Origin of the sequence: Pseudomonas tehranensis (genome assembly GCF_014268615.1) — a bacterium.
Taxonomy (GTDB): Bacteria; Pseudomonadota; Gammaproteobacteria; order Pseudomonadales; family Pseudomonadaceae; genus Aquipseudomonas; species Aquipseudomonas tehranensis.
In genome coordinates this window covers 1-9,167 of the sequence record NZ_JABWQV010000203.1, presented here as the reverse complement: position 1 = coordinate 9,167, position 9,167 = coordinate 1, and the positions used below count along the sequence as shown (strand labels likewise).

Genomic DNA, 9,167 nt, shown 5'->3' with positions numbered 1-9,167 from the left:
CCTGTGGCGAGGGAGCTTGCTCCCGCTCGGGGGCGCGGCCGCCGCAAAACTTGGGTATGCGCTAGGTCTGACGAAAAGAGGGGACTGCTGCGCAGTCCAGCGGGAGCAAGCTCCCTCGCCACGGTGGGCGAATTCCTACGAAATTTACAGATGGCCAGGCGAGCAGCATTCCGTTGCCGCTGTGGTGCCTGAAGCACAGTGATCAGGTGTTGTGATCGATATCCAGCTTGCTGAACGTCACTTTCCCACCTTCGCTGGTGTAGCCCGTATTGTCCTGCACATACACGCCAGCCTTGAAATACAGCGGCTTGACCTTCCATCTGGCGCTCATGGTGGTGTACCAGCTACGACCCGCCGCGGTGATGCCCAGATCGCCGGTACGGTCCAGGTGGAGCCGGTAACTGAAGGACTGAGCAAGTTTCACCCCCGTGGCCACGGTGATGACTCGACCCTCGTCGTCATCGGGGCGCATGCGGACCTTGGCGACGATGTTGCCGGTCTTGCTGTCGTCCTTGTACTGGTATTCCAGCTTCACCATGGGTTTGCTGCTGTCCTTGGCATGAATCTGACCAATCACGATCTTGCCGGTGCTGGGTACCTGGTTGACGACCAGGGTCGCGCTCAATTTATTGTCGGCATCGGGATACAGCCAGTTGCGCAAGGTCCCGTCTTTGTAGGTCTCTCGCAATTCGCTGCGTGGGTAGACCGCGTTTTCAGTCTTGGTGCCGGTCACCGGTGACCAGAAATACACTGTGCTGCCTTCGGAATTGAAGTACTTATTTTGGAAGCCATCCAACAGCCGAGGCGTTTCAATGGTTTTCGGCGGGCTTCCCTCGGGGATGCTCAAGTTCCAGGTTGCAAGATCGACCATATGCGGGCCCTTTCTACGGAATGAATATGTTGCAAGATCCAGCCGGAGGCTCTAGCCAGCGCTTTTATGACGTGCCCCGAGAAGCGCGCGGAACGGATTTTTTATGTCCGTCCGGCGGAGGGTTGGCGTCAACTGTCCGTCAGAGTGGTGTTTGCCGCTTTGGTGCCCGAGGACGACGACCGTTAGTCGGGCAATTCGAATTTTTTTTGAACGATGGCGCTATGGCATCGGGGTCATGCGGGTGACGTTCGAAGGGAGCAGCGTCCATGCTGCGGTACGCGAGGGGAAACGCTTATAGAGCGGTGTGATGGATTTCCAGCATGCTGAACGTCACTTTTCCACCTTCGGTGGTGTAGCCGGTGTTGTCCTGCACGTAGACGCCGGCTTTGAAATACAACGGTTTGTCCTTCCAGTCCGGGCTTACCGTTGTTCTCCAGTTGTAACCCGCGGCGCTGATGCCCAGCGCGCCCTTGGGGCTGAGGTGAATCTGGTAGGAAAACCTGCGATCGAGCTTCACGCCCGTGGCGATGGTGATGACCTGGCCCGATTCGTCATCGGGGCGCAAACGGACTTTGGCGACGATATTGCCGGTGGCGCTGTAGGCCTTGTATTGGTATTCCAGCTTCACCATAGGGCGTGTGCTGTCTTTGGCGTGAATCTGGCCGATCACGATCTTGCCCGTGCTGGGCACCTGGCTGACGGCAAGCGTGGCGCGCAGTTTGTTGTCCGCCGCTGAGTAAAGCCAGTTGCGCAGGGTTCCATCGCTGTAGGTTTCCCGCAGTTCGCTGCGTGGATAAATGGCGTTGGCGGTCTTGGCGCCGGTCACCGGGGCCCAGAAGAACAACGTGCCAGTGTCGGAGTGGAAATATTGATCCTTGAATCCCTGCGCCAGCCGGGGTGTTTCGATGGTGATGGTGGGGCTGCCTTCAGGAATGCTCAGATTCCAGGTGGTGAGATCGATCATGGTCGGATCCTGCGTAACGAGAGTAAAAGTGCTGAACGCCATCACGCGAGGCTCTGCTCCGCGCGTTCTGGACGGGTTGTTCACGCAGGATGGATCTTTATGGATGACCGTCCGGCGGATGATTGACGTCAATTGTCCGTCGAAGGTGTCATTGCAGGTTTTGTGCCCGGGGAGGGTGACCGTTAGTCGGCTATTTTGGGCTTTGTCTGGATGATGGCGCGATGACACCTACTGCTTTTCAGAATCACGGTCTAGAGTGAGGACACAGTATTTGTCCGCCTTGCTACGTCAGGACGGACGTGACGCCCGATAAGAGAAGCAGCATGGAATGCGTGCAACCACCGCTTGGCGAAGACAGTTCCGTCCTTTTGATAGTTGATGATTACCCTGAAAACCTGCTCAGCATGCGAGCGTTGTTGCAGCGTCAGGATTGGAAGGTGATGACCGCATCCTCCGGTGTCGAGGCCCTTAACCTTCTACTCGAACATGACATCGACCTCGTCCTGCTGGATGTGCAGATGCCCGACATGGACGGTTTTGAGGTGGCGCGTCTGATGCGCGGCAGCCAGCGCACACGGCTGACCCCGATCATTTTCCTGACCGCCAACGAGCAATCCCAGGATGCGGTGATCAAGGGCTATGCCAGCGGTGCCGTGGATTACCTGTTCAAACCCTTCGATCCGCAGATTCTCAAACCCAAGGTTCATGCCCTGCTTGAACACCAGCGCAATCGCCGGGCCTTGCAGCGCCTGAGCCAGGATCTGGAAGCGGCCAGGGCTTTCAACGCCTCGGTGCTGGATAACGCCGCCGAAGGCATCCTCGTGGTGGATGAAAGCGGGTGTATTCGCTTCGCCAATCCGTCTACCTGCCGGCTGCTTAATGCCACCGCCGAGCAGTTGCAGGGAATGCCGCTCCTGGATTTCCTGCAAAAACCCCATATTCCCGAGTGGAGCGGCTCCGATATCCATGTCGCCTACTGCCGGGGGCAGACCTGGCGCCTGCACGATGCGGTCCTGCGCACAGCGCCTGGCCAGCAGGTGTCGGTGGCCTTGTCTTGTGCGCCCCTGCCTGCGGAGCAGAAGGCCATGGTGGTAACGCTTCAGGACATGTCGGTGGTGCGTCACTTGCACCAGCAACTCGAATACCAGGCCGTCACTGACCCACTGACCGGTCTGCTCAACCGCAGGGGGTTTTATCAGACAGCCGAAAACCTGCTGATGCGCAGCGAGCGACTGGAAAGCAACTGGGTGCTGTTGTACCTGGACCTGGATGGCTTCAAACGGGTCAATGATTCGTTGGGCCATGATGCCGGTGACCGCGTGTTGCGCTGGGTGTCGGAACAACTGAAGGCGTGCCTGCGCCCGTTCGACATTCTGGCCCGTCTTGGCGGCGATGAGTTCACGGCCCTGCTGGATCTGGAAGTACCCGAGCAAGCGGCCAAGATTGCCGAGAAACTTATCGAACGGGTGTCTATCTGCCAACAGATCGAGGGCATGGACGTAACGCTGGGGGCCAGCATCGGCATCGCGACTTACCCCGACTGCGGCGCCAATCTCGACGGTCTGCTGCGCGCGTCCGACATCGCCATGTACGAGGCCAAGCGCGCTGGCCGTCAGCAATACCGTTTTTACGATCACGAAATGAACGGTCGAGCCCGTTCGCGGCTGATGCTCGAGGAAAGTGTGCGCTCGGCCATCGAAAACCGCGATTTCAATATGGTCTACCAGCCTCAGGTGGCTGTCGCCGATGGACGGATTCGCGGGTTCGAGGCGCTGCTGCGCTGGCAGCACCCCAGCGTGGGGGATGTACCGCCGGGCTTGTTCTTGCCATTGTTGGAAGAGGCCCGATTGATCAGTCGGCTGGGGAGCTGGATTTATCATCGCAGCGCGGCCCAGCGTAAAGTCTGGGAGCGCTTGTTCGCGGATGATCTGGTACTGGGGGTGAGCCTGAGCAGCACCCAGTTCGGTTTGCCTAACCTGGTGACCGAACTGCGCCAGGTCCTGGAGCGACATGCCCTCAAACCCCGGCAACTTGAGGTCGAGGTGACTGAAGATGCACTGATGCGCAACCCCGACGAAACCCATAAACAACTGCGGCTGCTGCATAACCTGGGGGTGCGGGTGGCGCTTGATGATTTCGGGTCCGGGCCTTGCTCGCTGGCGCATCTGCGGGATCTGGAACTCGACACCCTCAAGCTTGATCGACACCTGATCGCCCGTTTGCCAGGCTCACCCCGGGATGCGGCACTGGCGGCGTCGGTCATCGATTTGTGCAAGCAATTGGGTTTGCGGGTGATCGCCGAGGGCGTAGAGACGCCTGAGCAATATCACTGGCTCAAGGCCCACGGCTGCGAGTATGTGCAGGGATTCCTGGTAGCGCGGCCCTTGATGGCCGAAGACACCGATGCCTTTGCCCGGCCATTTGACTGGAGCGCGATACAGGTCTGAATTCGCTACACTGGGGCCTTTTGTGACTGTGTTGCCGCCGATGATCGCGCTCAAATACCTCCAGGCTTACCCCGCCGCCCTGCAAGCCCAAGTGCAGCAACTGATTGCCCAGGATCGGCTGGGCGACTACTTGCAGCAGCGCTATCCCGACCGGCACTCGGTCCAGAGCGACAAGGCCTTGTACGGTTATGCGCTGGACCTCAAACAACAATACCTGCGTAACGCGCCCGCTATCGACAAGGTGCTGTTCGACAATCGCTTGGACCTGACCCACCGTGCACTTGGCCTGCACACTGCGATTTCACGGGTGCAGGGCGGTAAGCTCAAGGCCAAGAAAGAAATTCGTATCGCTTCGCTGTTCAAGGACGCGGCACCTGAGTTTTTGAAAATGATCGTGGTGCACGAACTGGCCCACTTCAAGGAGTCGGACCACAACAAAGCGTTCTACCAACTCTGCGAGCACATGCTGCCGGGGTATCACCAGTTGGAATTCGACTTGCGGGTGTACCTGACCTGGCGCGATCTGCAACCCTCCAAGGAATGACCGAATGGACGTCAGCAAGACCAAAAGCAGCTTCTATCGTCGCTTGTATGTGGCGTACCTGATTGATAGCGGCGTGGCCAGCAACATTCCCGCGCTCACCGAGGTCACCGGCATGCCGCGACGCACCGCCCAGGACACCGTGGCAGCGCTGGCGGACCTGGATATCGTGTGTGAATTCGAGCAGCTAGAAGGCGCCCGTAACCATGCCGGGCATTATCGGATCCGTGATTGGGGGGCGATTGATCGGCGGTGGATCGAGGGGAATTTGCAGCAAATCAAGGCGGTGCTCGAGTATCCCTGAATCTTGGAAGGTGTCTGGGCTGGGCTCATCGCGAGCAGGCTCGCTCCCACAATGGATCTGCTGAAACACAAAATCTGTGCCGCCCGTGATCTACTGTGGGAGCGAGCCTGCTCGCGATGCGTTTTCAGGGTCGATGCATACCAATGTGTGGAATCCCGTCTTCCATATACTCGATACCCACCACTCCAAACCCATACCGCGCGTAATACCCCTGCAGATGCGCCTGTGCCGACAGTGAGATCGATGTACCGGGCCAGTGCCGCTCGGCCTGCTTGAGGCCCTGTTCCATCAGCTTATGACCCATCCCCTGTCCCCGTGCCTGGGGGGCGATGACCACGCGCCCGATGACCACGTCACTGTTTTGCGAATGCGGATCGAGCAAGCGAAGGTAAGCCACCAGATGATTGTCCTGCCAGGCCATCAGGTGGCAGGTATCGCCCTCCAGGTCCAGGCCGTCGACGTCCAGGTAGGGGCAGTTCTGCTCGACGACGAAGACTTCGGCGCGCAATTTGAGGATGGCGTACAGCTGTTCCTTGCTCAGGTCACTGTGATGTTTGCAGACCCAGTCGATATCCATTTTTTGAATTTCCTGAAGAACCTGATGCCGATATTAAGCGGGCTGGTTGCGGAAGTCTCTTTCTTGCACAACTGTAAAAATCTGTGACAAAGGCCAAAATGCCATCATCGAATTGTCGCGGTGTGGCCTTCTTTGTGTAATCTTCAATCCAGCGCTGCGCAGCGGTTCCACTGAGCTAATGTTAGGACCGGATGTCTGACGACATCTCTTGAGATTCGGCTAAAAACAAACCGGGCTTTGAACCCGTCAAGGATGTTTGGCATGCCGCGATTGCATCGAGCTCTTGCTTTGGTCGGGTTGCTGTTGCTGAGCCACAATGCCTGCGCGCAAAAGTTGCGTCTGGTGGCAGATGGCTGGCCACCCTTTACCGACACCACGCTGGTCAATGGGGGCCTGGCGACCGATATCGTCAGTACCGCCCTGGCGCGGGCCGGTTATGCCAGTGACTTTGAGCAGGTGCCTTGGGCCCGGGCGATGCTGGGCATCGGCGAGGGGCGCTATGACGTGCTGATCAACGCCTGGTACAGCGAAGAACGTACCCATGTGGGCCGTTTCTCGGCTGAGTACCTGCTCAACCGCGTGCGCTTCATCAAGCGCAAGGACGCACCCATCCAGTACGAGAACCTGCAGCAGCTGTATGCCTATCCCATCGCCGTGGTCCGCGGATACGCCTACGCCAAGGCGTTCGATGAGGATCGGCAATTGCAGAAAGTCCCTGTGCATAACTTTGCAATGGCCGTGCGCATGCTCGCTGCCGGTCGGGTGAAGCTGACCCTGGAAGATGAGTTCGTCGCCCGTTATTACCTGGCTCGTGAATCGGCCAAGGTGCGCAACGCCGTGGAGTTCATGCCCAAGCCACTGAGTGAAAACAGCCTGCACATCCTGGTCAGCCTGAAGAACCCCCAGCACGAGCAGATTGTCGCGGGATTCGATCGGGAGATTGCGGCGATGAAGGCCGATGGTAGTTATGCGCGGTTATTGAAGGCGCACGGGATGTGATCTTGCGGTGCCTGGACTGGCGCTATCGCGAGCAGGCTCGCTCCCACAGTTGATCTATAGCGCACACTTCAATTTGTACGGCTGAGGTTCACTGTGGGAGCGAGCCTGCTCGCGATGGCGGTGGTGTGAGCACCACACTCCTCAAGCCTCGCTGGTGTCCTTGACCAGATGGGCTGCCAATGTGCGCAGCGGCCCCAACTGACGGCAGATCAACCCCAGTTGCGTCTGCACCAGCCGCTGGCCCTCGTCGATTTCATCGGGCATCTGCTCAAGCTCATTGGCCAAGGCTTCTTCCTCGTCGCTTTGGACCGCTATCGGTTGTTTGCTCGCAAGGCCCTGGGCGATTTCGTCGATGCTCGCGGCCAGTTTCACCCCCGCGCCGTCTATCAGGTGTTCGCGCACGTCTGCAGGCAACTGGGTGTCCCGATGGGCGCCCAGGCCTGACAAGTAGCTGAGCAGGGTGTGGGACAGCACTAGAAAGCGGAACCCGACATCGGCTTCCTTACGGAAATGCCCCGGTTCCATCAGCATGTTTGCCAGGGTGGTGGACAATGCGGCGTCGGCGTTGTGGGCGTTGCGTCGGGCCAGGCGATAGGCCAGGTCATCGCTTTTGCCGGCAGCGTACTGCTGCATGATCTGGCGCAGGTAAATGCTGTTGCAGGTCAGCGTGTTGGCCAGCACTTTGTTCAACCGGCGGCCTTGCCAGTCCGGCAGGAACAGGAATACCGCAAGGCCGGCGATCAGGCTGCCGAGCAGCGTATCGAACAGTCGGGGCAACAGCAGTCCATAGCCGTCGCCCACCTGGTTGAAACAGAACAGCACCATGATCGTGATCGCGGCGGTCGCCAGGGTGTAGCGGGTCGTGCGATTGGTAAAGAACACCACCCCGGCGGCGATGGCGAAAGACGATTGCACCAGGGGGTTGGGAAACAGATCGAACAGCGCCCAGGCCACCGTCAGGCCGATGGCGGTGCCGATGATCCGTTGGCCGAGCTTGCGCCGGGTGGCGCCGTAGTTGGGTTGGCACACGAACAGCGTGGTGAGAATGATCCAGTAGCCCTGGGACGGGTGGATCAGATGCACCATGGCATAACCCACACTCAGCGCCAGGGGCAGGCGCAGGGCATGCCGGAATAGCAGCGAAGTGGGCGTGAGCTGTGTACGCAAGCGGACCCAGACGTCCTTCAGGTTGCGCGGTGAGCGATCCAGCAGGCTGCTATCGGTGGCGTCGGCCAGGGCGTCGGGGTTGCTCGCGTCGCTGAGCAGGCGGTCCATGGTGCCAAGGTTCGCCGACAAGGCCCGCAGTGAACGCAGCAACCCGCGCCAGGCCGGGTTGCTTTGGATCCGCAGGTGTTCGAGGGAGGCGTGCAGGTCATTCAAGGCCTCGGCGAAGCTGGCGTCATAGACGAATGGCTGGCGCAGTTGGATCGACTCGGCCAACGCTTGGCAGGCTTTACCTTGCTGGCGCAGCAGGCGTTGGCAGCGGAACAGCACGTCGCTGTGAAAGAACGCCTCGGCCAGCGCGTTGTAGGGGTAGTGGGAAGAGCTGGCGCGCTCGTGGATATCCTGGGCGAGGAAGTACAGCTTCAGGTAGCGGCTGACCTTCGAGCCTGGTCGCCCGTTGCCGACGCGGTGCAGGATGATTTCCTTCGCCGCGTTAAGCGCGGCGACCACTCGGCCGTTCTGCTGGGCCAGTTCCAGGCGTCGGGCTTCGACATCCAGTTGGCGGATTGGCTCGAAGAGCGATGATTTGAGCTTCAGGTAGCGTCCCAGCTCGCGGAACAGCCGCGCCAGGCTTTGCTGCACCGGCTGGTTGGAAAACAGCGCCTGCCACAGCACCGAGAGCAGGCCGTACCAAGCTGCACCGGCCACCAGCAGCAAAGGTTCGTGCCAGAAATCGGTGACCGCGCCACCGCGCTGGTCCACGCCGATCATGGTGTAGACCGAGAGAATCAATGTGCCGTAGGCAATGGCGCCATAGCGCTCGCCCAACGCACCGAGCATGGTCAGGGCGAAGCTCGCCAGCGCCAGGGCAACGATGAACAGAACCGGATAAGGGAACAGCAATTCCACCGACAGCGCCGCGATGGTGAAGCACACCAGGGTCACGGCCAGCGCGTTGAGGCGGCCCTGCCAGCTGTCATCGGTCTCGGCCAGGGCGCTGGCGATGATGCCCAGGAACAGCGGGATCAGCAGCGCCATCTTATCCAGATACCAACACAGCGCCATGCTGCCGGTCAGGGCGATGAACACCCGCACGCTATAACTGAATTTATCCAACGCCCAAAGGCGACGCAGAGACTGACTAAACGAGGTCGATGACATGAAGTGCACGGGCCTGACGGGCAATGACGCTAAATTGAGGCAGTAATGACGCCGACGCAATGGCGGCGATCACATCCGGCAGCAAAAAGTGTTCCGGGATGCTCCAGCAAACCCCTGTGGGAGCGAGCCTGCTCGCGAT

At 59.5% G+C, this 9,167-nt stretch carries 8 protein-coding genes; 4 read left to right on the top strand and 4 right to left on the bottom strand.

Annotated features, from left to right (window positions below):
- Nucleotides 1–202 precede the first annotated feature (202 nt).
- Entirely contained in the window at nt 203–871 is a 669-nt protein-coding gene (locus tag HU811_RS21310) for a polysaccharide lyase family 7 protein (RefSeq protein ID WP_092401621.1), read from the bottom strand.
- A gap of 292 nt (nt 872–1,163) precedes the next feature.
- Nucleotides 1,164–1,835: a polysaccharide lyase family 7 protein gene (locus HU811_RS21305; protein ID WP_186657952.1), complete on the bottom strand. Its 672-nt coding sequence runs from the start codon at nt 1,833–1,835 to the stop codon at nt 1,164–1,166.
- Nucleotides 1,836–2,158: 323 nt separating this feature from the next.
- On the opposite strand from HU811_RS21305, the gene HU811_RS21300 reads away from it, so the two are divergent.
- The 3 genes from HU811_RS21300 to HU811_RS21290 are packed head-to-tail and all read left to right on the top strand — an operon-like array spanning nt 2,159 to nt 5,127.
- The gene (locus HU811_RS21300) at nt 2,159–4,282 is read left to right on the top strand and encodes a putative bifunctional diguanylate cyclase/phosphodiesterase (protein WP_092401627.1); all 2,124 of its coding nucleotides are present in this window, start codon (nt 2,159–2,161) and stop codon (nt 4,280–4,282) included.
- 40 nt (nt 4,283–4,322) lie between these two features.
- Entirely contained in the window at nt 4,323–4,826 is a 504-nt protein-coding gene (locus HU811_RS21295) for a M48 metallopeptidase family protein (RefSeq protein ID WP_092401630.1), read from the top strand.
- Nucleotides 4,827–4,830: 4 nt separating this feature from the next.
- Nucleotides 4,831–5,127 carry a winged helix-turn-helix domain-containing protein gene (locus HU811_RS21290; protein WP_186657950.1) on the top strand — a complete coding sequence of 99 codons (297 nt, stop codon included), beginning with the start codon at nt 4,831–4,833 and terminating at the stop codon, nt 5,125–5,127.
- 124 nt (nt 5,128–5,251) lie between these two features.
- Here HU811_RS21290 and HU811_RS21285 read toward each other — a convergent pair whose 3' ends face one another.
- Nucleotides 5,252–5,704 (bottom strand): GNAT family N-acetyltransferase, encoded by a 453-nt coding sequence (locus tag HU811_RS21285; RefSeq protein ID WP_092401636.1) that lies wholly within the window; start codon nt 5,702–5,704, stop codon nt 5,252–5,254.
- Between the two features lie 261 nt (nt 5,705–5,965).
- Here HU811_RS21285 and HU811_RS21280 point away from each other — a divergent pair, with 261 nt between their 5' ends.
- Nucleotides 5,966–6,703 (top strand): substrate-binding periplasmic protein, encoded by a 738-nt coding sequence (locus HU811_RS21280; RefSeq protein WP_092401639.1) that lies wholly within the window; start codon nt 5,966–5,968, stop codon nt 6,701–6,703.
- Nucleotides 6,704–6,844: 141 nt separating this feature from the next.
- Here HU811_RS21280 and yccS read toward each other — a convergent pair whose 3' ends face one another.
- Nucleotides 6,845–9,028 carry a YccS family putative transporter gene (gene yccS / locus HU811_RS21275; RefSeq protein WP_186657948.1) on the bottom strand — a complete coding sequence of 728 codons (2,184 nt, stop codon included), beginning with the start codon at nt 9,026–9,028 and terminating at the stop codon, nt 6,845–6,847.
- Nucleotides 9,029–9,167 lie beyond the last annotated feature (139 nt).

Bases quoted from the DNA above. Each gene is read 5' to 3' on its own strand.
- HU811_RS21310 (WP_092401621.1), bottom strand. From the start codon at position 871: ATGGTCGATCTTGCAACCTGGAACTTGAGCATCCCCGAGGGAAGCCCG.
- HU811_RS21305 (WP_186657952.1), bottom strand. From the start codon at position 1,835: ATGATCGATCTCACCACCTGGAATCTGAGCATTCCTGAAGGCAGCCCC.
- HU811_RS21300 (WP_092401627.1), top strand. From the start codon at position 2,159: ATGGAATGCGTGCAACCACCGCTTGGCGAAGACAGTTCCGTCCTTTTG.
- HU811_RS21295 (WP_092401630.1), top strand. From the start codon at position 4,323: ATGATCGCGCTCAAATACCTCCAGGCTTACCCCGCCGCCCTGCAAGCC.
- HU811_RS21290 (WP_186657950.1), top strand. From the start codon at position 4,831: ATGGACGTCAGCAAGACCAAAAGCAGCTTCTATCGTCGCTTGTATGTG.
- HU811_RS21285 (WP_092401636.1), bottom strand. From the start codon at position 5,704: ATGGATATCGACTGGGTCTGCAAACATCACAGTGACCTGAGCAAGGAA.
- HU811_RS21280 (WP_092401639.1), top strand. From the start codon at position 5,966: ATGCCGCGATTGCATCGAGCTCTTGCTTTGGTCGGGTTGCTGTTGCTG.
- yccS (WP_186657948.1), bottom strand. From the start codon at position 9,028: ATGTCATCGACCTCGTTTAGTCAGTCTCTGCGTCGCCTTTGGGCGTTG.